This window comes from Haloprofundus salinisoli (genome assembly GCF_020097815.1).
Classification (GTDB): Archaea; Halobacteriota; Halobacteria; order Halobacteriales; family Haloferacaceae; genus Haloprofundus; species Haloprofundus salinisoli.
Map to the genome: position 1 here is coordinate 806516 of NZ_CP083663.1, position 22600 is coordinate 829115.

Sequence of the window (22600 nt, forward strand, 5' to 3'; positions counted from 1 at the left end):
CGGTCCGATTCGATTCGTTATCTCAGTCGCGCAGCGCCGCCACGAGCGCGACCACGCCCAACAGCAGGAACACGAGCGCCGTCACCGGTTGCCCGCCGCCGGCGGCTCGGTACGCGCCGTAGCCCAAGACGGTGGCGACGATACCGACCGAGAGCGTCGACGCCGCGTGAACGAGTTCCGCCCGGTTCGTGTCCGTCTCCCGACCCAGCTGCTCACCGATACCGATGGCGTTCTCGCCGACGTCCCACGCGAACACGGCCGCGAGCAGTCCGACGAGCAGCAGCTCGGGACCCGACCCCGCGACACCGCCGAAGACGACGGCCGCGAACAGCGCGACCCCGCCGGTGGTCACCGCCCGACGCCCGCCGACGAGCAACCCGACCGCGAGGACGACGACGCCGACGGCCGCCGCCGACAACGCCGTCGTCGAACTCAGCGCCGCCGCGACGAGACAGACGCCCGCGCCGACCATCGAGAGCGAGACGCTCAAAAGCGCCGGCTTCCGCGTGACTTCGCTCACGAGGACCACCGTTCCCGTGCGCGGGCGAGTTCGGTCGCCAGCGACTCGTCGCGCCAGTCGATGACGCGGATGCCGGCGCGTCGGAGTCGACTCATCCGGTTCCGGCGCTCGACGCGCGCGAGGCGACGTCCCGGCGTCTCGTCTGCCGTCGGGTCGGGGCTGACGACGGTGACGAGGTGGCCGTAGGCGTCGAGTCGCCGCGCCGCGGTGACGACGTAGTCGTCGACCAGCGGCGAGAACAGGATGACCTGTGCGTCCGCCGGCAGACGACGCTGGAGGCGGCGGAGGCGAATCGAAGGGAAGAACGCCGCGTCCTCCGGGGGCGTCGGCGCGAGCGACGGATGCGTCGCCAGCAGCCTCCGTCCGCGCGCGCGGTGGTCTTGACCCGTCCCCGGCGGTAGCCAGAGGTTCTCGGCGGCGAACGTCGCCACCCCCACTCGGTCGCCGCCGTCCAGCAGCGCGACGAACGTCTCGCCGGCGGCCTCCGTCGACCGTTCGACGGCGTTCGGCGCGTCCGCTTCGGGCGCGAGATACGACTCCTCGCGGGCATCGACGAGCAACACGACCGTCGCCGCACGCTCTTCTCGAAACTCGGTCGTCGCGAGTTCGCCGGTCCGCGCGAGTCGGTTCCAGTCGACGCGCTTGAGCGGGTCGCCGCGGCGGTACTCGCGCGTCGACGTGAACTCCAGTCCCGCGCCCGCGACGTCCGTCGCGATGCGCCCGGCGTACTGCGTCGTCAACCCCCGAAGCGGGAGGTTCTCCGTCGCCGACAGCCGTGGTTCGCAGCGGAGCACCGTCTCGGTGTTCGTCTCCGTCGCGCGCTCGTTGCTCCCGCTGGCGTTGCGGACGATGACTCGCATCGGTTTCCACTCGTGTTCGCCGCGAACCGCGCGCACTTCGTAGGAGAAGCGCGCCCGCTTGCCCGGTCTGAGCGCGGTTCCGAGCCGAGCGGTCCCGTCGGTGACCTCCAGCGCTGGCGGAACGCCGTCGACGACGCGGAGGTCCGAAAGCGTCGACTCGCCGGCGTTTCGGACGGTGACGGTGACGCGAACCGTCTCGTCGGGTTCGGGCGTCGAGTCGTCGAGTTCGCGTTCCACGGTCACCGAGGGGTCGGGTGCGTCGCCGCCGTAGGCGTACGCCGCGTAGGCGATTCCCAGTACCCCGGCGAGCAGCAACGCCGGTCGGCGAGGCGAGACGAGAATCGCCAGACTCCCCGCGAGGAGCGCCAGCGCCTCGACACCCGTCCACCGATTCGTCTCGAAAGCGCTCATCGTCTCCCCTCCTGAATCGCCGCGAGTTCGTCGACGACGTGGCGGGCGCTCCGCTCGAAGGGTGACTCGGTCCGGAGCATCGCTCGAACGCGAGCGACGAGCGACGGACGAGGCGGCGACTCCCGCAGCGCCGCGGCCGCGACGGGGTCGTCGGTCCACGTCCCGGCGTCGAGGCGTTCTCGCGCCTTCTCGCGCGTCAGGCCGCCGTACCCGACGAGCGTTTCGAGCGCCGCCTCGCGGAGTCGTTCGCGGACTCGCTCTCGTTTCTGTGCCCGCCCGAGCGAGCGTTCGTCGGCGAACTCGATGTCCACCTCGTCGCCGGGTACCGGCACGTGGTGCCGAAGTTCCGGGTCGTCGGTGGTTGTGGCGTGAAACGACGTCTTTCGTCGGGAGAGCCCGTACCGGACGCCCTGGACGAGCGCGAGCGCGCCGACGAGCGTCACGATGAGGTAGTCGAGGTCGAACAGTCCGGCGAGGCCGCGGTCGACGACGACGGCGAAGCCGAAGACCGTGGCGGTGAGGCCCGCGAACGCGGTGAGGGTTCTCACCGACTCTCACTCCCTTCGGCGTCTGCGGCCCCGTCGGCGTAAGTCGACTCGATGCGGCGGAGCGCCGCGACGGCGCGTTCCTCCCGTTCGGCGGTCACCGCGCCGTCGCCGTAGCGGACGTACTCGAAGAGGCTCGTGAGTTCGCGCACGTCTTCGCGGGCCATCCCCGCGTCCTCGGCGGCGGCGGCGAACTCCTCGGGAGTGCTCGTCTGCGGACGCTCGACGTCGAGCAAACCGGTCATCTCGACCCACGCGCTGTACACCTCGTTGTCGGTGTTCGCGTCGGCTTCGATTCGGTCGGCCGCGCGGCCGGCGGCTTCCCCGAGGGCGGCCACGTCGGGTATCGGCTCGGCGTCAGCGTCGGCGCTCTCGGCAACATCGTCGTCGTCGCCGGTAGAGACGAACAGCAACAGCACCGCGCCGACGAGGACGACACCGAGGATGGCGAGCAGGAGTATCGTCGGCGACGTGACGGTCTCGCCGGTACCGGTGAGGCCGGACGACCCGGCCGACCCCGGGAACAGCGAACTGTTGGTTGAGTTCTCTTCGCTGCCGAATCCGAACGGCGACTGCGGGGTCACACAGGACGTGAGCAACACGTAGAGGATGAGAACGAGGCTGCCGAACGAGACGGTGAACGCGAGACCGAGGAGGTACGATCCGGTCTTGTACCGGGCGAACACGTTCATGGCGACGAACGCGCTCACGATTGCGGGGGCGACCCACCACTGCGTCAGAAACGGGACACAGAAACTCAGTAGCGGGGCCGTTCCCCCTTCGCCGCCCGCGAACGGCGGTTGCTCCTCGGGAGCATCGCTGCCCCCGCCGAAGCTTCCGCTGTCGGAGGTGCCGAGGCCGAAACTACTGCCGTCGTCGGTGACGACCGCGGAGTCGAGGGTCGCGGCGGCGAGTGCGAGTGCGCAGACGGCGAGAGCGGCGAGACCGATCCGAAAGGCGGTGTCTCTCTGCACGTCACGTGATACCGTGGCAACGCCGTTTAGTGGTTTCGACCCCGACTCATCAACCAGAAACAACGAACGAGGGCCGACGTCGCGCGATTCAGTCCGAGGTAGTGGGTTTCGGCGCGCGCTCGTCGAGCAGCGGGAAGGAGTCGAAGTAGCCGTCGTCGGTGCTCTCGGCGACGGCACTATCGCGGGCACTGTCGGCGGCGGCGTAGCGATACGCCTCGGTTCGGGCCTCGTCGTCGCCGAGCGGGACCAACGAGACGGTGGTTCCCTCGGGCGTCACGCGGACGAGCAGATACGCCTGCGGGAACGAACACGCCGCGGGCGTCGTCACCTGCGTCACGCCGTCGAACGAGTCGGCCGGACCGTTACGCGGACGACTGTCGGACTCGCCGGAGACACCGGAGACGCGGGCGGCCGTCGGCCAGTGGATGTGCCCCGAGATCGCCAACTCGACGTTGGCCGAATCGAGCGCCTCGACCACCGCGTCGGCGTTCTGGAGTTGGTAGTGGTCGGTGTCGGGGAACCGCTCGAAGAGGCGGCCGACGTGCGTCGTCGGGTGGTGAAAGACGGCGACCGTCGGCGTCTCGGGGTCGACGGCGTCGGCCATCCAGTCGAGTTGCGCGTCGGAGATGCGACCCGCGTGGCCCTCCCGGAGCGTTCCGTCGGCGTCGGAGGCGCTGTTGAGACAGACGACGTCGAGGCCGCCCAGACGGGCCCGGTAGGGCAGCTCGTCGGGGCAGTGCGCGGCGACGAACGTCGACAGCGGCGGGGTCTCGTGCTCGTCGAACGTCTTCGGGACGTCGTGGTTCCCCGGGACGGCGAAGTACGGCGCGTCGAGCCCCGAGAGAATCTCGGCGACGCGGTCGAACTCCGGAGACGTCCCGTCCTTCGTCAGGTCGCCCGCGAAGACGAGTCCGTCGACGTCCCGGCGGTTCACGTCGTCGACGACCGCTTCGAGTCGGGACTCGGTCCGGTGAAACACTTTCCACGTCCCCTCGGCGTCGGCGGTGACGTGGGCGTCGGAGACGACGGCGAACGTCGTCTCGGGGGCTTTCGGTCGGTCGAGATGCGCGAGTTCGGTTTCGCGGGTGGGGCCGGTCATCGGTGTTCGGCGGGGCTAGCCCGCCTGTGCGGGTAAACATATCGGCCTCATTATAATTTGTGAATATAGCACACACCCGTCTTATTCGAAATCGAGGGGCGAAGAAACCGTGTCAGCATCGACGACGAGAGATGCGTACTCTCAGTTCTCCGTCTCTTCGAGCTCGCGTTCGGTCGCCGAAGCGGACTCGCGGCGACGCCGGAGTTCAGAGCGCGCGTCGCCGGTCGTCTCGGTGCTCAACAGGCGCTCTAAGTGGTACTCGAACGCTTCCTCGTCGAGTTCGCCGCGGGCGTACCGCTCGCGGAGCGTCGCCAGCGCCCGGTCGATGTCGTCCGCCTCGGACTCCGAGCGGTGTCCGCGCTCGGTCTCGTCGCGTTCGCGTCGGTGTTCGTACCACCGGGCCAGTCCGATAGCCGCCGGGAGCAGCCCCGCGAACCCGACCGGAAACGCGACCCAGAACCACGGATTCCCGAGTGCGAGGAGGCCGAATCCGACGAGAAAGATGAGCGCGATGACGACGCCCGCCACGACCTGTTCGAGTGGCGACTCGTCGTCTTCGTCGTCGGGGTCGGCCGGCCGCCGAGAGATCCGATTTTTGGCCATCGAGTGAGTAGTGCGTGTGCAAGATGATAACGGTTCGTCCACCGGGCCGGTGCGTCGACGATCCGGAGAGCGACCGAACTACCGGTTCTCGGCCGGGGCGGACACCAGAAACGTTCTCGCGCCCTTCCGTTCGAGGTACAGTTCGACGCCGCGTTCGCGCTGGCGGTCGATGCAGGCGGGAACCTCTTTGGCGGTTAGGTCGGTGATGTCGATGCACTTCCGCGACTGCTCTCGGTCGCGCCTCACGGCGATGCTCATACACGTACATTCTCGGTGAGTGACTTGTAGGCGAGCCTAGCAGAGCGAAAGTGAAACTGGACGACTGCGTCGGGGTCGACCCGCGGGGCGACGCGGAAGTCAGAAATCCGAGAGCGCGGTCTGGTTACGCTTCAGCGAGCGGGCTTCGTAGTCGAGTTCGGCGGCGAGGTAGTCGGCGAACTCGTCGGCGAAGCCGTGGTTCGTGTACACCTGCTGGGGATCGGTCCGTTCGACGACGTCGACGAGCTCCGTGAAGTCGCAGTGGTCCGAGAGCGCGAACGTCTCGTCGTAGTCGCCACGGAACTCGAAACTCCGGTCGACGGCCCACCCGGAGACGCCGACTTTCAGCGCGCCCGTCTCCTCGACGATGTCGTCGACGAACGCGAGTCGACTCGTCTGCGTCGGGAGCACGAGCGCGTCGCCCGCATCGAGTTCGACGTCGCGTCTGTACCGCGAGGCCCCGAACGAAACGTCGAGGTGGTCTTCGATGACGGCGTTGATGCGCGCGACGGCCTTCGTGACGAAGAGCCGCGACCGGTCGGAGCGCCCGGCGAGCAGCTGGAGTTTCTGCGCTCGCCCGAGCGAGTAGCCGAACAGGAGGACGGGCCTCTCGTGGGTGTCGTCGAGCCAGTCGACCAGTTCGCGCTCGATATCCTTCTGCGGTGGAAAGACGTACTCGGGTTTGCCGTACGTCGACTCAATGATCAGCACGTCGGCGTTCGGCGGTCGGAAGCCGTCGAGGTAGAACCGGTCGCGCGTCGAGATGTCGCCCGTGTAGCAGTACGTTCGCTCGCCGTCGTCGACGAGGGCGGCCGTCGACCCGGCGACGTGGCCGGCGTCGACGAGTTCGACCGACGGGTGTGGCGTCGGCGTCAGCGGCTCCTCGTCGTCGCGGCGGGCGTTCACCAGCGCGGCGGTCAGCTCCGAGCAGACCACGTCGCCGGGTGCAGAGCGGTAGAGGTGGTCGCCGTGGGCGTGGCTCAACACGTTGATCTCGCCGTCGACGGACTCGCTGTCGGCCGCCACCGTCACGCCGGTCGCCAGGTCGATGCGGATACCGTCGGTGTATCTGACGCTGCCGGTCACTGTGCAGAGAGAGGGGCCGCCGAGCAAAGTCGGTTCTGCAGGTGGCCTCCCCGCGTTTGCTCACTGGTCGTCGTACAGCCGTTCGACCTTCGAGAGCGGGTCGACCTCGTCGGGAGAGAGGTCGTCTCGAAACCTCGCAAAGCGCGGGAACCGGAGCGCGTACCCCGATTCGGACTCCGTCGACCGCTGTATCTCCTCGTACTCGGCTTCGACGACGACTTCCGGCCGGACGCGGACCTCGCGGCCCCGTCGTTCGGCGACGAGCGGTTCGAGCCGGTGCGTCATCTCCGCGAGCTGTTCGTCGGTGAGCCCCGAGAACAGCCAGCCCACGTCGCACAGATCCCCGGACTCCTCGTCGCGGCACGCGAGATGCAGCCGCCCCAGAAACTCGCTCTTTCGCCCCTCGCTCCACTTCGCGCCGACGACGACGAGGTCCAGCGGCTCCATCACCGGTTTTACTTTCAGCATGTAGCCGACCCGCGACCCGGGTTGGTACGCCGCGTCGAGGTTCTTCACCATGATTCCCTCGTGTCCGTTCGAGAGCGCGGTTTCGTAGAACTCGCGGGCCTCGGTCTCGTCTTCGACTGCGATCGCGGTCGCCGGTTCGAGGACGTCGGCTCCGTCGTCGACGCAGTCGCCGAGTCTCTCGACGCGCGTCCGAAGGGGGGCGTCCAGCAGCGACTCGCCGTCGACGTAGAGCGCGTCGAACAGGTGTGTCACGACCGGCACCGACTCCACTAACTCCTCGATACGGTTCTCGCGCTTGATTCGCCGGGAGAGCTCCTGAAACGGTACCGGACGATTCGTCTCGGGACTGTACCCGACCGTCTCGCTTTCGAGGATGCAGTCGTCCGCCGAGACGTGGTTCCGAACGTCCGAGACGAGTTCGGGAAACTGTTCGGTCACGTCTTCGAGTCGCCGGGTGAAGAGTCGCACCTCGTCGCCGCGCTTGTGAATCTGCGTTCGGAGGCCGTCGTACTTGTACTCGCAGCGGACCGCCGTCTCGGTCGTCACCGACGGCTCTCCTTCTTCGTTCGCTCCGCCCCCCACCTCCGCGAGCGCGTCTCCGACGCTCTCGGCTTTCTGTGCGAGCATCACCTTCAGCGGACGGAACAGCTCCACGTCCAGCGCTCGGAGTCCCTCGATTCCCTCGTCGCGCGCCGTCTCGGCGACGACGCGGAAGTCGTTGGTCAACTGGTGGGCGCGTTCGACCGCCGAGACGGCCTCGTCGCTCCCGTCGAGAAACGCCGCCGCGACGGCGTCACGGACGGTTCCCTCGCCGATACCGAGGCGCATCGCACCGACGACGGTGCGGACGACGTACCGCGCTTCGTCGGGGTCGGCGCTCGTCAGCAGTTTCGCCACGGCGTCGACGCGGCGCGACTGGCTTCCCTCACCGGTGTACCCGGCTAACTCGGTGAGCGTCTCGTGGACCAGTTCGACAGTGAGCGACTCCGAGAACAGCGTCTGCTGGCTTCGGTTCTCGACGGCGAGCGCCGCCGCGTCGCCCAGGTCACCGCGTTCGCGCCACCACTCCCCGATCTGGTCGTCGTCGACGCCCGTCGCCTTCCGTATCGCCTCGCGGGTGAGACTGGAGGAGACGCCGAGTTCGCGGCTATCCCACGCCGGAAACACCGTTCCGCGGACCAAGGTAGCGACCAACGGTAGCTGCCCCTCGCTCGCGGCCGCGAAGCAGTCGGCCAACACGGCCGTCTTCTCGTTGGTGGAGGCGGTCGTTTCGAGGCAACGGTAGACGTCGACGAGAGCGGCGTACTCCATCGTCTCGACTACGTTTCGGAGGCGAATAAGGCCTCTCCGGCGATCGAACGTAGCCCGACGGAGAGCGGGGTAACTCGAGCGCTGATGGGCGCGTCGAGGTCGTTACTCGAGCGACTCGGCGGCGTACTCGGCGACGTCGCCGGACCCGCAGCACTGACAGCGCTCGTCGTTCGCATCGAGCGTGGTTCCGCAGCGACGACACTCGTAGAACGTCGCGTCGCGTGTTTCCCGACCGACTACGGATTTGACAGATTCGAACATAGATGCGAAGTGGGCGTCGTGCCCGCTTGGTTGCTTGTGTCGGTAGACCCATTAGAAGGTTATCCATCCGCGGTGAAAGTGAATATCGTATCGCCGTCCCGCGATTTCGTCCTTAATATATATGATAAAAAGAGAGAGTCCGGTTCGCGGCGGAGGAAGTTGGGTTCGGTTACGCGACAGGAGCGCAGGGTTCGACAGGAGCGTATCCGGACGGCGTCTCACTCCGCCCACGTCCACCGCGAGTCGAGCACGTACCGGTAGATGCCGCTGAGGACGATTGCGATGCCGTTGGCGAGTAGATACGGAACGCCTCCCCACGTGACCAACCCGTAGAGGATGCCGAGTTGGATCGGAATCGCGCTCCCGCGGACGAGGTTCGTCTTCACCAGTCCGGAGAGAAACGCGTTCATCCCGGTGTTCTGAAACGCCTGAAACGTCCACGCGTTGTTCAACACGTACTGGAAGACGATGGTTATCTCGATGGCGATGGCGGCCGCGACCAGGTAGTTCACCCCGCCCTGTTCGACGAACAGCCACAGCAACACCAGCTGAACGCCCGCGGCCACCGCGCCGACGATGACGAATCGGCGCAGGCGGACGGCGATGGGGCTCTCGACGAGGGCCCGCAGCAGCGCTCGGACCATCGGTTATCGGTATCCGAGCGCGGAGAGGCGGGTTTCGACGGCGTCGTCCACGGCGTCGGCCCCGGACGCGTCGTCGGATACGCCCTCGTCCGTTTCGGTGAGCAGCTCGGCGTGTTCGCGCACCGGTTGACGGAGCCGAGCGATGACCGATTCGTCCTCCGGTGTCGGGGCGACCGTGCGATCGGTCTCCTGGTCGGGGTCGGTCGGTCGGTGATACAGTTCCTGCGCGCCGGTCTCGGTGTTCTCGATGTAGGTCCACTCTCGCGTCCGCGCGCTCACGAGCAGGTCGCCGTCGCCGAGACTCCGCGGAATCGGCTGCTGGGTCACATCGTCGCCGCGGACGGCGACGGAGACCACGGGGTCGGCGTCGGGGTGCGCACCGTCGACGACGCTCGAAACGAGACTCTCACCGGCCCACTCCGCCGGCGGGTCGACGCCGAAGAGGTCGCAGACCGTCGGCGGGACGGCGTCGAGGCCGACGTGCCCGTCGATGCGCCGAGCGTCCGCGCCGGGAACGTCGACCACGAGCGGGACGTGGATGAGTTCGTCGTAGAGCTTCGGATAGTGTGCGAGGTGGCCGTGTTCCTGGAACTCCTCGCCGTGGTCGCCGGCGACGACGACGGCCGTTTCGTCGCGGTGGCCCGCCGCGTCGAGACTGTCGAGGAGGCGGCCGATGCTCGCGTCGACCTGTCTGACCGCCCCCTGATACAGCGTCCGGAGGTCCGAGAGCGTTCGGTCGCCGACCTCCCAGCCGAGGCCGGTGCGGGTGTGCGCGAGGAGCATCCGGTGGGTGCCGAACATCGCAGAGGAGACTTCGCGGATGTAGCGCGGCGCGGGGACGTACGGCGTGTGTGCGTCCATGTAGTGAATCCACAGAAAGAACGGTTCGTCGGCGTTCTCGACGAACGACGTCGCCGTCTGTTCGGCGTCGAGCATGCGCGAGGTGTCCAGAAACGGCTTGTCGGTGCCGCCGCCTCGCAGCTGCGAAGAGAGGCGGCGAAACGGCGAAGCCGCCAGCTGCAGCCACCCCTCGACGGTCGGGTGGGCGGCGAGATATCGGCTGTATCGGTCCGACCCGACGTCCGCGACGAACGGTTCGAACTCCTCGAACCCCTCGTCGTACCCCCAGTGTTCGGTGAGAAACCCGTTGGCGGCGTTGAACCCGGCCGTCTCGACGCCCGCCTCCGAGAGCGTCCCGGCGAGCGTCGGCGACTCGCTCACGCCGATACGGCCCGTATCCGCGAACACGGGACGGGAGGCGAGCAGTCCGGGGAACGAAAACGGCGTCCAGTTCCCCGTCGCAAACGCGTTCTCGAACACCGTCCCTCGGTCGGCCAAGTCCTGCAGTACGGGTGTGTGACGGTCGGAGTCGTACGGGCCGACCGCATCCGCGCGAAGCGAATCGACCGTCACGAGTACCACGTTGGAGATGTCGGCGTGTGTCGTCATGGGTAGCGAGCCGTCTTGCCACAGACTGACGCCGCTTCGAGCACCGCCGGACGAGGTCGTCGCACTCCACGCGAGACGGTCCAGTCAGTGTCGAGAAGCCGTATGCGTCAGTACCGGCCCGTGTCTACGCGGGTCACCCCCGTCACAGTTTCGGTTTCCAGAGTTCGTCGTGACGTGGGCGCGACCGCTCGACGCCGACAGATTCCAGGCGACGGCCTCACGCTCGACGGGGGACGGGTCAGACGTCTCCGTCGTCGGATGCTCGCGCACTCGGCGAGGCGACGACGTCTACCCCCGGACTGTAGTACCGAATCGGTTCGTCGTCGGGGCGAGCGAACCCGTTGGCCCGAGACAGCGTGTCCGTTTCGACCGTCGCCGCCGCCGGATACAGCGTCCACGAGTCGTGGTCGATGTCGGTGTACCGAACGGTCCCGTCCGACGCTTCCGTGTAGAACCGATACCGCTCGGTCAGAAACGCCGCCAGCGGGTCGTCGGACGAGGAGAACGGTTCGCCCGTCGGCCAGTACGTCGCCCGGTAGTGGGCGGGTCTGTCGCCGGGGTGGAGTCGACGGCTCCGGAACCGAACCCGGTCGCCGTCCGGTTCGAGCGAGATTCGCGCGTAGTAGTACGGGAGTCGGTGAAACAGGCGCGCGCCGAGCACGCTCAGAATCCCCTGCGCGTCGAGACTGAAGAAGTACACTGCCGGGTTGCCGTCGTAGGTGACGTACGTCCGGATGTTCAGCTCCGGCAGCGGAAGACCCAGCCGTCGAGGAACCCCCTTCGGTCTGACGTTCACGTTCATAAACGGTATCACCGAGAGCCACCCGGAGCCGTCGTACTCGTCGACGGCGAGCGATTCGGGGAGGAGGGCGGCGAGGCGGTCGGAGTCGACGCGCCAATTCTCGAACAGAAGATGCCGCCACCCCATCGCCAGCGGGAGTACCATATTCGTACTACGTATCGAGGCCAGTAAACTTCGGTGGGAGGAACGACTCCGGGCGGGCTGCGGACCGATAGCTCTCTCACAGGCTGCGAATCACCTACAATCACGTCACCTTCTCTTGGACACAACTGAGCGCCTGATTAGCAACTTTGACGACATTTTACTAATTTCAAGAAAAGAAACACGGAGTAAAATATTTATATGCCGTATGGAACCATCTACCGTGACTCAGCATAACAGGCGGTCGTTTCTGAAGTTCACCGGCACAGCACTCGGCGGCCTCGCACTCGGCGCGGGAACCGCAGCAGGCGCGACGGGAGCGGACGAGCGGTTCCTCGTCGACCTGCGGGAGGTCTCGCGCGCGGAGCTTTCGGCCGACGTCGAGATCATCCACGACCTCTCGGAGGTCGACCTGCTGGTCGCCCGCGGCGACGCCGCGGCCGTCGGCGGGGCGACGGCGACGATACCGGACCTCACGGTGTATCAGGCCAACGGCGGCGTCGCCGCGGAGGCCGACGGTCCCACCGCCAGCGGCGAGAGCGCGAGCCACAACCACGACGGACCCGCGACGAACACCGAACTCCAGTGGGACAAGCGGGTCCAGAACGTCGGCGACCTGACCGACAGCCCCGGCGGCGGCGAGTTCATCCACGACACGACGAAGGGCGCGGGTAGCCGCGTCGCCGTCGTCGACTCCGGCGTTTACGACGCGCACCCGGACCTCGCCGACGTCGTCAACCCCGAGCTATCGGCGAACTTCACGACCGACGGCCTGGACTTCCGCCCGAACGGGGCGGGCAGTCACGGCACCCACGTCGCCGGAACCATCGCGGCGACGAACAGCAACGACGGCCCCGCAGGCGGCGTCCTCGGCACCGCCCCGGAGACGGAACTGCTCTCGCTGCGCGTCTTCTCTGGCGTCGCTGGGGCGACGGGCGACACGCTCGCGGCGCTCGTCTACGCGGCCAATCAGGGCTGTGACGCCGCCAACATCAGTCTCGGCTACCCGTATCCGTACGTCGACCCCGAGCAGTTCCCCGAACTGCTCGCCATCCAGGAGGCGTACCGCCGCGTCGCCGAGTACGCCCGCTCGAAGGAGATGGTCATCGTCAACTCCGCCGGTAACGACGGCCTCGACATGGACGCCGAGGGCATCCTGAGCCTCCCGACCGAAGTCGAGGGCATCTTCGGCGTCTCCGCCACCGGGCCCATCGGCTACGGTTGGGGCGACAAACACGACGACAACGAGGAGAAGTGGCTCCTCGGCAACCGCGTCGAAGAGGAGACGACGGACCCGGCGTTCTACACGAACTACGGCAGCGCCGTCGACGTCTCCGCTGCCGGCGGCGACGCCGACCTGGACGCGCTGAACGGCGGCGTCGAGGGCGCGGAGCGGGACCTCGTCTTCTCGACTGTCAACCTCGTCGCAGAGGACGGCTCCGTCGTCGCCGGCTACGGGTGGAAAGCCGGGACGTCGATGGCCGCACCACAGGTTTCAGGGGCCGTCGCGCTCGTCCGCTCGCTTCGACCCGACGCCAGCGCCGAGGAGGTCGAAGCGCTCATCCGAGAGACCGCCAGCAGCGTCGACGGTGACCAGACGTACCACGGCGCGGGCCACCTCGACCTGAAGCGGCTGGTGAAGGCCGCGCAGTAGCCGAATCGACGGCCTCTCCGAAGCTACGGCCCCTCCGAATCGGCGGCCTCTCCGAAGCTACGACCGCTCCGAATCGATGCCCCCTCCGAAGCTACGACCGCTCGGGCTCCCCGTCGGGTCGGGCGTCCGACGACCTTTCGAGTGCTTCGACGCGGCGTTCGAGTTCGTCGACGCGGCGTCTGAGTTCCGGTCTGTCGTCGTTTTCGAGGACTTCGCGTTCGAGCCGTCTCACCCGGCGTATTAACCCGTCGAGCGGCCGCTCGGTTCGCTCCGGCGGAGCGCCGGCGAACTCCTCGGCCTCTGCGCCCAGCACGTGGTCTTCGAGCGCTCGCACCCGTCGCCTCAGTCGGTCTACGTCGCTCATCGTAGCTCACGTACGTCCTCGCGTCGAATGTAGCCTCAGATTCGTCGGAGAGGCGGTAACTCAGCGTGACCGGGAGTGTCGACGCGGCAGCCCACGCGAGCCGCTCGTCGCCCCGTCTTCGAGTACCTGTTCGACACGAAGAATTTAAAACAGAAAAGGAGGTTAAATTCTCCAAAATGTCGAACGAATCGGGTGCGGTGACCGACTCGACTCCGACGGCCGAGGCGGTCGTCACCGGCGACGACGAGGCTGTCGGACCTGCCGAACCGCCGACGAACGCGCATGTCCCGCCGCCGCTCCCGCCGGACGACGGCGATGCGTGGTACGCACCCGCCGTGCGGACGCAGTACGAGGTGCATCCGGGCGTCGTCGCCACCATCGAGGAGAGGCGGGCGGGCTTTCACTACTCGATACGCGAACCGTCGCTCGGACCGCGCGGCGAGGCCGCCCTCGAACGCGTCCGCGAGCACTTCTCGTCGGTGAATCGGAGTCGTCCGCTCACGAGAGAAGGAGCGAAAGAGCAGGCCGAGCGTGGGCTACCACCGAAGTACGAGCGAGCGCTCGACCGTCTCCTCGACACGTCGTCCGCCGCGCGTCGCCGAGTCGACTACTTCGCGCTCTGCGAACTCCGGCTGTTCGACGACGTGACGCCGCTGGCGCTGGACGACCGCATCGACGTCGCCGACGTCGGCGGCGGGACGGCTGACTTGCTGGTCCACACCGACGACTACGCGCCCGCGACCACGACGTTCACCGCCGACGCGGCGTTCGTCGACCGAGTCGCCGGCGAGCGACTCACCCGCTACGAGGTGCCGTTCTGCGGCTTCGGCGTCGAAGTGGTCGTCTACCGCGAGCGCGTGCTCGGCAACGACCGCTTCACGACCAAGTACGCCGTCTGCGAACCGGACTTGCTGCCCGGCGACGAGGCGCTCATCGACGAGTGCCGCGAGCGCATCTGGGAGGCGAACGTCGACGGCGTCGTCGAGGACCGACAGACGTTCGTCCGCGAGCGCGCGCGGCAGTTCCTCTCACGTCGTCTCACCGCGCGAAACACGCGGGCGTGGCTCGACGCGACGAGCTACCGGCTCAAGAACGCGCTCGCGGAGTACGGCCTCGCCGTGCCGCCGGTCGACAGTCGGTACGCCTCGGACCGCCTCGACGACCTGGTGTACTACGTGCTCCGCGACTACGTCGGCGAGGGAATCCTGACCGTCCCGCTGCGCGACCCGCACCTCGAAGACATCGAAGCCAACCGCGTCGGCGAGCGAGTGAAAGTCGTCCCGCGGGCGGACGTGACCGCCGACACCCGCATCCCGACGAACCTCACCTTCGAAGACGAGACGAGTTTCGTCAACGTCGTCGTCCAACTCGCCGCCAGCGACGGCACCGAACTCAACGGCAGCTCGCCCAGCGCGAAGGTGAACCTCGACGTGCCGAACGTCGAGGAGACGATTCGCTGCGCCGTCGCGCTCCCTGTCATCTCCGAGGGCGGCCCCCACGTCTCGGTTCGGAAACAGTCGCCGGACACGATGACGCCCGTCGACCTGGTCGACCGCGACGCCCTCTCGACCGAGTTGGTGACGCTGCTGTGGATGCTGTACGAACACCACGGCGTCGTCCTCTTCTCGGGACCGACCGGCGTCGGAAAGACGACGTTGATGAACGCACACATGCCGTTTATCCCGTTCGACGAGCGGCCCATCAGCATCGACGAAGGCTCCCGCGAAGTGAACCTCCCGCACGAGACGGGCGTCTCGCTGACGACGCGCGACCACGAGAGCGAGTACAAGCGCGTCACCATGGCGGATCTGATGACCGAGACGAACTACCTGAACCCGGACGTCGAGGTCATCGCCGAGATAAACACGCCCGCCTCCTTCGAGACGTTCGCGGAGACGCTCAACACGGGTCACGGCGTCATCGGCACCACCCACGCCGAGGACGTCGAGAGCCTCGTCAACCGCGTCGTCGAACAGGGACTGCCGGCGTATCTCCTGCGCGAACTGGATCTGGTCGTCTTCCCGCGCCGCGTCGACGGCGAACGCTACGTCGGTGACGTGGTCGAACTCCTCACCGAGTCGGAGTACGAGGCGCTGCGCGAACGCGGCGTCGACGACTGTGGCGTCGTCGAGAAGGAAGAGTCCAAAATCCACTGGAACCGCGTCGCCTGGCGCGGCACCGACGGCGAGTTCGACCTCGATTACCGCCACCCGCAACTCGGTGACGACGCGCGCCACGTCGGTTTCCGGGCGTTCGGCCGACTCGCCGAGCGGACCGACAGGGAAGCCGAAGCGGTCGAGGCCGAGTTCCACCGAAAACACCGATACGTCCAGTATCTCTGCCAGGACGGCGTCGAGGACTTCGAGACGCTGTTCGCCTTCCTCGCGGACCTCCGGACCGACGAGGCGGCGACGGTCGAACGCGCGACGCACGCGGTGGCCGACGGCGGAGCGGACGCTCGAACGGAGCGCGCAGACGAGGAGGACTCGGGATGAGCGTGCGCTCGACGCCGTCGCGAGGCGGACATACCCTCTCGGTCCCCGACAGAGCACTGTACGCGCTGTTCGCTAGGCACGCCGACGCGCGACGCCACGTCGGCGACCGGCGGCACTACCGTGGCACCGACATGCGAGTCAGTTTCGACGTGTTCCTGGCGCGGGTGTACGGCGTCTCGTGGCTCCTCGGTGCGGCGCTGGCCGCGCCGACGTTTCTCGTGTTGACCGCCCTGGATGCGAACGCCGTCGACGCTATTGCGGGCGTCGTCGAGGCCGCGACACCGTTTCTCGCGGTCGGGGCCCTTCCAGTACTCTCGCGGGCGTCGCTCGCGGTCGGCGTCGCGTTCGTCGTCGGCGCGGGTGGCAAGCACGCGACGGTCCGCCTCGGCGGACTCTACCTGCGGTGGACGGCAGCGGCGCGGCGGTCCGGCATCGAACGGACGCTCCCCGGCGCGGTGCGATATCTCCACGCGCTCTCTTCGGGTAGCGACAGTCAGCGGGCGATGCTCCGCAAGGTTGCCGACGGCGACGCCTACGGCGAGACGGCTGTCTCGATACGGAAGGCGCTCAACCGCGCCGCGCTCACCGGCAGCGTCGAGGAGGGACTTCGGCGCGTCGCCCGCGACACGCCGTCTCGTGACCTGCTCGCGCCGTTTCTGCTCAAGTTCCGAGAGCACGCGAGTCAGGGCTCGGACTCGCTGTCGAACTACCTGCGGATGGAGAGTCGGATGCTCGGCCACCGGCGCGAGCGCGCCCGCCAGCGCGCGACCGGCTTTCTCGAACTCGTCGCCGAGCTGTTCATCGTCCTGCTCGTGATGCCGACGCTTTTGGTCATCGTCCTGACGGTGATGAGCGTGCTCGCGCCGGGGCTCTCCCAGCCGGTCTCGACGCCGCTCGGCGGCGTCTCGACGCGGGCGCTCGTCGTTTACGGCAGCGCCGCGTTCATCCTCGTCGTCGGCCTCGCCGCGAGCGCGCTCGTCTCCTCGCTGCGGCCGCCGGGACAGACCAACGGCTATCGTCTGCCGTCGAATCCGCTCGAACTGCTGGCGGCGAGCGGACGCAATCCGGCCGCAGCGGCCGTTGTCGCCGTCGTTCCCGCGGGTGTCGCCGCGGCGCTGCTGTGGCGAAGCGGCGTCCACCCGTTGAACGTCGGCCTGCTGGGGTACGTCGCCTACGCGCTGCCCGTCGGTGCCGTCGCCGTCCGCCGGGCGAAGCTCGACGACGCCAAAGACAGGGAGATACAGGAGTTCGTCCACGCCGTCTCCGGCCACGTGAGTCTCGGGCGACCGTTTCCGGAGGCGGTCGAACTCGTCGCTCGCGACGTCGACCTCGGGGCGCTCGACCCCGACGTCGCCGATCTGGCGTTCAACCTCTCGCTGACGACGAACGCCGTGTCGGACGAAGGGCTACGTCCGGCGGCGCTCGACCGGTTCGTCGAGCGCGTCGGAACGCCGCTGGCCGCGCAGACGATGGGCCTCGTGACGGGCGCGCTCGACGCTGGAAGCGACGCGGAGGCGGTGTTCGACACGCTCCAGACCGAGATCGGGCGGCTCTACCACGACAAGCAGGCGCTCCGCTCGAACATGCTCGTCTACGTCGCCGTCGGGTGGACGACGGCGCTCCTGGTCGCGGGAATCGCCGTCGCGGTCAACAGCTACGTGCTCGACGGCTTCGCACAGTTGTCGACGCTGTCGGGCGGGACGGGCGCGACGCTCGACCCCGACGCTGTGCAACCGGCGCGGGACCGGTTCCGGTTCTACGCTGTCACGCAGGCGACGATGCTCGCCTCCGGGTGGTTCGCCGGAACGGCCAGTCGGAGTTGGTACGAGGCGTTGCTTCACTCCGGGTCGTTAGTCGCCGTCTGCTACGGCATCTTCGCGGGGGCGGGGATGATATGAGCGCCGAACCCACGGAAGCGCGACGCCGCGCGCAGGCGAACGTCGTCGGCGTCGCCTTGCTACTGGGCGTCACCGTCATCAGTCTCGGCGCGCTCACCGCGAGCATCGGCGTCGTCGTCGAGGAGAACGCCGCCAGCGCCGACGCCACGCGCGTCGCCGACGACTTCGACGCCGCACTCGACCCCGTGGAGACGACCGGCCCGGCCCGCGGCCGCGTCTCCTTCACCGACGGGTCGCTGCGAACCGCCGAGCGCTCGATTCGCCTGTTGAACGACTCGGGCGTCGTCGTCGAGCGCCGCGTCGACGCGCTCGTCTACGAGTCGGGCGACCGCCGGGTGGCGTTTCTCGGCGGGGGCATCGTCCGCGGTCGGCCGGGCCGGGCCGTGATGTACGAACCGCCGCCGGTCGCCGCCTCCGACGACGTCCTGCTGGTCGGCGTCGCCCGTCTGAACGCTTCGGAGTCGACGGCGATTTCGGGTAGCCGCGCGTCGAGCGTCGTTCTCGAAACGAACGTCAGTCACGAGCGCCGCACCCTCGCCGCGGACGAGTACCGCCTCGCCGTCGAGACGGAGACGCCCCGGCCGTGGGAGCGCCAGTTCGAGCAGGCGGACGCGAACGTGACCCGCCGCGACTTCGACGGCGACGGCGTCGAGAGCGCCGTCGCCGCGTTCGACGACGAGCGGGTCGCGTACGTCGTCGTCCACGACATGCGACTGGAGGTGCGCCGTGGCTGACCGGCGTCAGCCGGACCGGCGTCGGTCGGGCCGGTCTCGCTCAAGCCGGCGTTCGGCCGGTCGGTCACCGGGACCGAGGGATCGGGCGATGGCCCCGGCGGTGGGGAAGGCGCTCGAAGTCGGCGTCGTCATCCTCTACGTCGCACTCGTCACCACGACGCTGTTCGCGGGCGTGGTACCGGAGTACCGGACCGCGGTCGGCCGCGACGTGAGCGACCGGGTGCTCGTGAGCGCCGCCGAGAACGTCGAAGGCGCGGTGCCGCCGGATGCCGCGTACGTCCGAAGCGAACAGCGAGTGTCGCTCCCGACGACGATACGCGGCGCGAACTACCGCATCAGCGTCGCAGACGGCGAGTCGGGAGCGTCGACTGCACTGGTGTTAGAACACCCCGACGCCGAACTCAATGGTCGAGTAGCGCTCGCGCTACCGGAACGCGTCGCCGCCGTCGAGGGGTCGTGGACCAGCGGCGGGACGCAGCGGGTCGTTGTCGAGAGCGACGGGGCCGGCGTCGTCGTCCGCCTCGTCGACGGCGCGGTGCCGTCGGAGACGGAGCGGCTGACCGCGCCGACGGGGTCGGAGGTACCGACGTGACGCGTCTCGAACGCGGACAGGCGAACCTGCTCGTGCTCGCCGTCGCGCTCGTCGTGCTGACCGCCGTCACCGGAATCGGCGTCTCGCTCGCGGACGGCGCGCTCGAAAGCGGGCAACGCGACGCGATGGAGCGACGAGCGGCCACCTCGCTGGCCTCGCAGTTGGTGTCGGCGGACAGTTCGACGACCGTCCGCGACAGCGTCCTCGACGGCGAGGCGGTGGACGGCCTGGTCGTCTCCGACCTCGAACACCTCGCGCCCGGCGTCTCCGGCGCCGACGTGCGCGTCCGGGTCGGCGAGTCGACGGTCGTCGAGCGCGGTACGCCGAGCGGCGGGACGACTGTTCGGCGCGTCGTGCTCGTGGCCGACGAGACGACGGAGACCAGACGAGCGAACGTCTCGGCCTCGGACTCGGTGACGCTCCCGCGACGGACGACCCGCGTCGACGTCTCCGTCGACACCGGCCCGGAGACGACCGTCTCGACGGTCCGGGTGAACGACCGGGTCGCCCTCCACAGCGAGGACGGCCTCGACGGCGAGACGACGCTGCGAACCTCGCGGTACGAGACGTTGACGCTCGACTTCGAGGTGGACGGGTCGGAAGCCGAAGCGACGCTCACGTACTACCCAGAGCGGACGACCAAAGCGGTGTTGACGGTGACCGTCGATGCGTGAGGGAAGTCGCTGCCGGCGGCGCTCGACCGAGACCGGGCCGTGTTCGAGCGCCCGCGGACAACTGTCGCTCTCGGCGGTCGAAGCCGGTATCGGCGTCGTGTTCGTTCTCGCGGTGGTTGCGAGTTTCGGCGTCGCGCTCCCGGAGACGGGCACGCACGAGGCACAACTCGACGCCTACGCCGACGACTCGATAACGGTGCTCTCGAGCGAACCGCCGCGCCACGGCGGCGTCACTCGGCTCTCGGAGGTGTCGTCGTCGCCGTCCGCGTTCGAGCGCGAATCGGCCTCGCTCGAACGTCGAGTTCGCCGCATCGTCCCCGAGAACGTGTTGTTCCGACTCCGCACGCCGCATGGGTCGGTCGGGTTCCGAAAACCGACCGGCGTCCCCGTCGGCCAGGCGACGACGACGACGGTCAACGGTGACGTGACTATCTGGGTGTGGTACGCGTGAGTCGCCGAACTTCGACGGACGGGCGCGAGCGGGCGCAACTCGTCCTCGTCACTGCGGCAGTCATCGCCGTCGCGCTCGTCCCGATGGCGCTTTCGTACCACCAGCTCGGCTACCACGACGACGTAGCCGCGAGCGCCGAACCGGTCGCGAACGGCGAAGACGTCGAGCGCGCGCTGGATAGAGCGGTTCAGGCGTCCGCGACGCGCCATGACGGCGAGTACACGTGGGACGAGCGTGCGGCGGCCGTCGACGCGTTCGAGGAGACGTTCGCAGGCTACGTCGACGAAATCGAATCCGCGCGGGTCGAACGCGGCGTCGTGTATCGAATCACCGCGAACGAGACGGCCGCGCAGCGGTGGGTCGAGGCAAACTGTCCGCGCGGACCGAACCGCGAGTTCGGCCCCTGCGAGTCGTTCGGCGGCGTCGTCGTCCAAGAGCGGGCCGGAGAGACCGTTGTCGTCGCCGTGAGTACGGACGTTCGGGTGACCACGGATTGGGGCGAGCGATGGGTGACCCGCGTCTGGCGCGTCTGAGGCAATTCGTGCCGGTTCATCGAGGACAGAGGTCCGTCGGACGGAAAAAACAGGATGGACGGCCGGTAACGTCGCATTGCGTGGCGGAGTAACCCCGACGGCGTCGAGGTGGGCACACTACGGGGGCTCGCATCGAATATGAGATTCGACAGTTGATTGGGGAAATCTAGGGAGAGAGGCACCGAGAACGTGAGCCACGAGAGACGAAGCATCGGACGTAGAGATGTTGCATCAGTTCCCGTCCCGAATGTAGCAACATCAAAAACAAACCGCTATATGCGAACGTTTCGGTGAAAATCGGGGGTTGCCGTGATAGTCGACCAGACCTACGGAGTTCTATGTACTCAATAACAAGATATGCGTCTGTCATCACTCCTGTAGAGGGTTATACGCGATGGATGGGAATTATATCGAAGGTGGCTACTCGGGTCAGGGAGCGGTGTCGGGAGGGGGAGCGTACGCGCTCGGTGTGGTGCTTGACGAGGGGGAAGACCAACATCTGCTCCGTCTTCTCGCTCGCGCCGCGCAGTACGGCTATCCGCTACTCGCGGTTCGGCGTGACGGAACCGTGCTGTACGCCGTCGGTCTCGGCGACGAACCCGTGGAGGCACAACGGGAAATCGACTACTCGACGAGCGACGGAGAGACGACGCGGGAGGCGCTCGTCGAACTCGCGCGAGCGTACGGCCTCCGCGGACTCGTCGTCCACGAGAACCCGAGCGCACCGATCGACTTCAGGGCCAGTTTCGAGGCGCTCGAATCCGAAGACGCGTTTGTCGTCGAATCGCGGCCGCGACTCGCCGAAGCGGAGGAGCTAGTCGACGCGCCGGTCATTGTGGGGCTCCCCGCGTACAACGAAGAGAAGGTCGTCGGCTCCCTCGTCGAGAAGGTACGTGACAACGCCGACGTGGTCGTCGTCGTCGACGACGGCAGTACGGACCGGACCGCAGAGCGGGCGGCCGAGGCCGGTGCCGTGGTCGTCAGACACCCGGAGAACCGAGGCTACGGCGCGGCGCTGCAAACGCTCTTCGCCGAAGGAAAACAGCGTGGCGCGTCGAGTCTCGTCGTCATCGATGCCGACGGTCAACACGACGCGAGCGACGTGCAGCGACTCCTACGACGACAGCAGGAGTGTGACGCAGACATCGTCATCGGGAGTCGGTACACGGGTAGCGTGAAGAGCGAGATTCCGCTCTATCGGCGCTTCGGGCTCTGGGTCATCAACCTCCTCACGAATCTCGGGCTCGGAACGCTCCGGAAGGAGAATCGGATCGGTGACACGCAGAGCGGCTTTCGCGCGTACGGGTCGAGAGCTATCGAGTCGCTCGCCGAAGACGAGACGCTCGGCTCGAACATGCAGGCCAGCACTGACATCCTGTTTCACGCTCGAAAGCGGGGGTACAAGATCGACGAGATCGGGATTCGAATCCGGTACGACCTCGAAGACACCTACACTCAGAATCCGATTCTGCACGGCTACTCGGTCGTGAAAGGCGTCCTCTATCTCATCGAGCGGGACCGGCCGCTGACGACGCTCGGCGTGCCCGGCTTCGTCAGCACGTTCGTCGGACTCACCGTCGGTTACTGGTCGATGTTCGAGTACGGACAGACCGGCGAGTTCCCGATGGCGCTCGTCGGAGTGTCGGGAGTCCTGCTGCTCGTCGGCTTCTTTACGAGCGTCGTCGCTATCGTCCATCAGTCGCTTCGGGACGCGCGTTCCCGATAGCCCCACGGGCCCCGGACAGCGCCGCGGATAGCAGGACAGTCGTCACT

At 67.7% G+C, this 22600-nt stretch carries 23 protein-coding genes; 9 read left to right on the plus strand and 14 right to left on the minus strand.

Features of this window, described 5'->3' with window-relative positions; genetic code table 11:
- Positions 1-22: 22 nt before the first annotated feature.
- From LAQ73_RS04300 to LAQ73_RS04360, 13 genes are all read right to left on the minus strand, one after another.
- Positions 23-520, minus strand: coding sequence for a DUF7519 family protein (locus tag LAQ73_RS04300; RefSeq protein ID WP_224270014.1), 498 nt, complete (start codon positions 518-520; stop codon positions 23-25).
- Positions 517-1791 (minus strand): DUF58 domain-containing protein, encoded by a 1275-nt coding sequence (locus LAQ73_RS04305; protein ID WP_224270015.1) that lies wholly within the window; start codon positions 1789-1791, stop codon positions 517-519. The genes LAQ73_RS04300 and LAQ73_RS04305 overlap by 4 nt, the downstream gene beginning before the upstream one ends.
- Entirely contained in the window at positions 1788-2339 is a 552-nt protein-coding gene (locus tag LAQ73_RS04310) for a DUF7269 family protein (RefSeq protein WP_224270016.1), read from the minus strand. Before LAQ73_RS04310 ends, LAQ73_RS04305 begins: the two co-directional genes overlap by 4 nt.
- Positions 2336-3310 (minus strand): DUF4129 domain-containing protein, encoded by a 975-nt coding sequence (locus LAQ73_RS04315; protein ID WP_224270017.1) that lies wholly within the window; start codon positions 3308-3310, stop codon positions 2336-2338. The genes LAQ73_RS04310 and LAQ73_RS04315 overlap by 4 nt, the downstream gene beginning before the upstream one ends.
- A gap of 88 nt (positions 3311-3398) precedes the next feature.
- Complete coding sequence (locus tag LAQ73_RS04320; protein ID WP_224270018.1) at positions 3399-4409, minus strand: metallophosphoesterase family protein; 1011 nt, start codon at positions 4407-4409, stop codon at positions 3399-3401.
- Between the two features lie 141 nt (positions 4410-4550).
- Positions 4551-5012 (minus strand): SHOCT domain-containing protein, encoded by a 462-nt coding sequence (locus LAQ73_RS04325; RefSeq protein ID WP_224270019.1) that lies wholly within the window; start codon positions 5010-5012, stop codon positions 4551-4553.
- 78 nt (positions 5013-5090) lie between these two features.
- Positions 5091-5270, minus strand: a complete 180-nt coding sequence (locus LAQ73_RS04330; protein ID WP_224270020.1) for a hypothetical protein — start codon at positions 5268-5270, stop codon at positions 5091-5093.
- Between the two features lie 99 nt (positions 5271-5369).
- On the minus strand, positions 5370-6356 hold the full coding sequence (locus LAQ73_RS04335) for an MBL fold metallo-hydrolase (protein ID WP_224270021.1): 987 nt from the start codon (positions 6354-6356) through the stop codon (positions 5370-5372).
- 60 nt (positions 6357-6416) lie between these two features.
- A complete protein-coding gene (locus LAQ73_RS04340) occupies positions 6417-8135 on the minus strand; it encodes an ATP-dependent DNA ligase (protein WP_224270022.1) in 1719 nt (572 codons plus the stop codon).
- Positions 8136-8237: 102 nt separating this feature from the next.
- Positions 8238-8396, minus strand: a complete 159-nt coding sequence (locus LAQ73_RS04345) for a hypothetical protein (protein ID WP_224270023.1) — start codon at positions 8394-8396, stop codon at positions 8238-8240.
- A gap of 218 nt (positions 8397-8614) precedes the next feature.
- Positions 8615-9040 carry a GtrA family protein gene (locus tag LAQ73_RS04350; protein ID WP_224270024.1) on the minus strand — a complete coding sequence of 142 codons (426 nt, stop codon included), beginning with the start codon at positions 9038-9040 and terminating at the stop codon, positions 8615-8617.
- 3 nt (positions 9041-9043) lie between these two features.
- The gene (locus LAQ73_RS04355; RefSeq protein WP_224270025.1) at positions 9044-10489 is read right to left on the minus strand and encodes a sulfatase family protein; all 1446 of its coding nucleotides are present in this window, start codon (positions 10487-10489) and stop codon (positions 9044-9046) included.
- A 238-nt stretch (positions 10490-10727) separates the two neighbouring features.
- A complete protein-coding gene (locus LAQ73_RS04360; RefSeq protein ID WP_224270026.1) occupies positions 10728-11435 on the minus strand; it encodes a YqjF family protein in 708 nt (235 codons plus the stop codon).
- 220 nt (positions 11436-11655) lie between these two features.
- Between LAQ73_RS04360 and LAQ73_RS04365 the strand changes: the two genes are divergently transcribed.
- Positions 11656-13086, plus strand: a complete 1431-nt coding sequence (locus LAQ73_RS04365) for a S8 family peptidase (protein WP_224270027.1) — start codon at positions 11656-11658, stop codon at positions 13084-13086.
- A 91-nt stretch (positions 13087-13177) separates the two neighbouring features.
- On the opposite strand, the gene LAQ73_RS04370 is transcribed toward LAQ73_RS04365, so the two are convergent.
- Positions 13178-13450 carry a hypothetical protein gene (locus LAQ73_RS04370; protein ID WP_224270028.1) on the minus strand — a complete coding sequence of 91 codons (273 nt, stop codon included), beginning with the start codon at positions 13448-13450 and terminating at the stop codon, positions 13178-13180.
- A 176-nt stretch (positions 13451-13626) separates the two neighbouring features.
- Between LAQ73_RS04370 and LAQ73_RS04375 the strand changes: the two genes are divergently transcribed.
- The 8 genes from LAQ73_RS04375 to LAQ73_RS04410 all read left to right on the plus strand — a co-directional run bounded on the left by LAQ73_RS04375 (position 13627) and on the right by LAQ73_RS04410 (position 22553).
- Positions 13627-15945 (plus strand): type II/IV secretion system ATPase subunit, encoded by a 2319-nt coding sequence (locus tag LAQ73_RS04375; protein WP_224270029.1) that lies wholly within the window; start codon positions 13627-13629, stop codon positions 15943-15945.
- Positions 15942-17843 carry a type II secretion system F family protein gene (locus LAQ73_RS04380; RefSeq protein ID WP_224270030.1) on the plus strand — a complete coding sequence of 634 codons (1902 nt, stop codon included), beginning with the start codon at positions 15942-15944 and terminating at the stop codon, positions 17841-17843. The genes LAQ73_RS04375 and LAQ73_RS04380 overlap by 4 nt, the downstream gene beginning before the upstream one ends.
- Positions 17840-18577 carry a DUF7289 family protein gene (locus LAQ73_RS04385; RefSeq protein ID WP_224270031.1) on the plus strand — a complete coding sequence of 246 codons (738 nt, stop codon included), beginning with the start codon at positions 17840-17842 and terminating at the stop codon, positions 18575-18577. The genes LAQ73_RS04380 and LAQ73_RS04385 overlap by 4 nt, the downstream gene beginning before the upstream one ends.
- A gap of 88 nt (positions 18578-18665) precedes the next feature.
- Entirely contained in the window at positions 18666-19169 is a 504-nt protein-coding gene (locus LAQ73_RS04390) for a DUF7266 family protein (protein ID WP_224270032.1), read from the plus strand.
- Positions 19166-19843 carry a DUF7263 family protein gene (locus LAQ73_RS04395; RefSeq protein WP_224270033.1) on the plus strand — a complete coding sequence of 226 codons (678 nt, stop codon included), beginning with the start codon at positions 19166-19168 and terminating at the stop codon, positions 19841-19843. Before LAQ73_RS04390 ends, LAQ73_RS04395 begins: the two co-directional genes overlap by 4 nt.
- Positions 19836-20294 (plus strand): DUF7262 family protein, encoded by a 459-nt coding sequence (locus LAQ73_RS04400; RefSeq protein ID WP_224270034.1) that lies wholly within the window; start codon positions 19836-19838, stop codon positions 20292-20294. Before LAQ73_RS04395 ends, LAQ73_RS04400 begins: the two co-directional genes overlap by 8 nt.
- Positions 20291-20827, plus strand: a complete 537-nt coding sequence (locus LAQ73_RS04405; RefSeq protein WP_224270035.1) for a DUF7261 family protein — start codon at positions 20291-20293, stop codon at positions 20825-20827. Before LAQ73_RS04400 ends, LAQ73_RS04405 begins: the two co-directional genes overlap by 4 nt.
- A 394-nt stretch (positions 20828-21221) precedes the next feature.
- Positions 21222-22553, plus strand: a complete 1332-nt coding sequence (locus LAQ73_RS04410) for a glycosyltransferase family 2 protein (protein WP_224270036.1) — start codon at positions 21222-21224, stop codon at positions 22551-22553.
- The last annotated feature ends 47 nt before the right edge of the window (positions 22554-22600 follow it).